The following is a 1,349-nucleotide window of genomic DNA, read 5'->3' as shown; positions in this document are numbered from 1 at the left end:
TCGCACGATAATTACCCACCCTGTCGATGGGGTGGTGGAGTCGGTCGTAATTGTGCATGGCAAAGCCCGCACGCGCTCAATTGCTATTCGCCTCGAGGGCCTAGACGGTCGCTGGAGGGCAACCGCTATTCACGTTCTGTAAGAAGAATTACTTCTTCTTACGACGCTCTGCGCGGTTTCCTGCAGGAGCACCGTTCGTGGACTGACCGAATGCACCACGTGCATCACCGGTTGGGCTCACTGGACGGTTGTCCTCAGGAACAATCTGGCGACCGTTGTCCGCAGCTTGCTGTGCACGAGCAGTCTCTGCCTTCTCAACGCGACCCTTGTCGTCACGAACCTCAACGTGGCCGTCCTCAGAAGGCGCGGTGTAGCTGAGGTGCTGCTGTGCTGCACTCTCTGGAGTGAGGCCCTTAGCGGCGATGCTGGGGTGTTCTGGATCGCCTTCAGCAGCGTTCACCTGAACTTCGAGGTTGAACAAGAAGCCAACAGACTCTGCCTTGATGGCGGCCATCATGCCTTGGTAGAGGGCAAAGCCTTCACGCTGGTACTCGACCAGTGGGTCACGCTGTGCCATGGCACGCAGACCAATACCGTCCTTGAGGTAGTCCATCTCGTAGAGGTGGTCACGCCAGCGGCGGTCCACCACGGAGAGAACAACACGACGCTCAAGCTCACGCATGGCGGTTGCGCCCAGTGATTCTTCACGGCGTTCATAGGCAACGACAGCATCCGACTGGATTTCGCGACGCATGAACTCCTTGTTCACGCGACCCTTGTTTCCAGCTTCCTGGATAACCTCATCGATGGTGATTCCCACGGGGTAGATGGTCTTGAGCTCTGCCCAAAGAGCATCGAAGTCCCAGTCATCTCCATTGCCTTCACCGGTGTGAACGGAGAGGACTTCGTCAACAACGTCTTCGAGGAATGCGTGGACGCGATCCTTGAGGTCATCACCTTCGAGGATGTGTGCACGGTCAGAGTAGATTGCTTCACGCTGACGGTTGAGAACATCGTCATACTTCAGAACGTTCTTGCGCATTTCAGCGTTACGGGCTTCTACCTGTGACTGTGCAGAGCGAATGGCGCGCGAGACAATCGCCGACTCGATCGCGGTGTCATCAGGAATGTTGCTGCGCGTCATGATGGCTTCTGCAGCGCCTGAGTTGAACATGCGCATGAGGTCATCGGTCAGCGAGAGGTAGAAGCGGCTTTCACCGGGGTCACCCTGACGTCCGGAACGACCACGCAGCTGGTTGTCGATACGACGTGACTCGTGACGCTCGGTGCCGAGGACGTAAAGTCCACCAGCTTCAACGACCTTGTCAGCTTCTGCCTGGACGCCCTCT

At 57.3% G+C, this 1,349-nt stretch carries 1 protein-coding gene and 1 pseudogene; one reads left to right on the top strand and one right to left on the bottom strand.

What is annotated here, in order from left to right:
• Positions 1-142: Rv3235 family protein (locus Q0362_RS07725; RefSeq protein WP_298122189.1), on the top strand; the 142-nt coding region annotated here is incomplete at its 5' end.
• 6 nt (positions 143-148) lie between these two features.
• Here Q0362_RS07725 and Q0362_RS07720 read toward each other — a convergent pair.
• Positions 149-1,349: pseudogene (locus tag Q0362_RS07720) on the bottom strand (preprotein translocase subunit SecA); the annotation flags it as partial.

Origin of the sequence: uncultured Aurantimicrobium sp., assembly GCF_936931525.1 — a bacterium.
Taxonomy (GTDB): Bacteria; Actinomycetota; Actinomycetes; order Actinomycetales; family Microbacteriaceae; genus Aurantimicrobium.
This window is presented reverse-complemented; position numbering and strand designations above follow the sequence as displayed.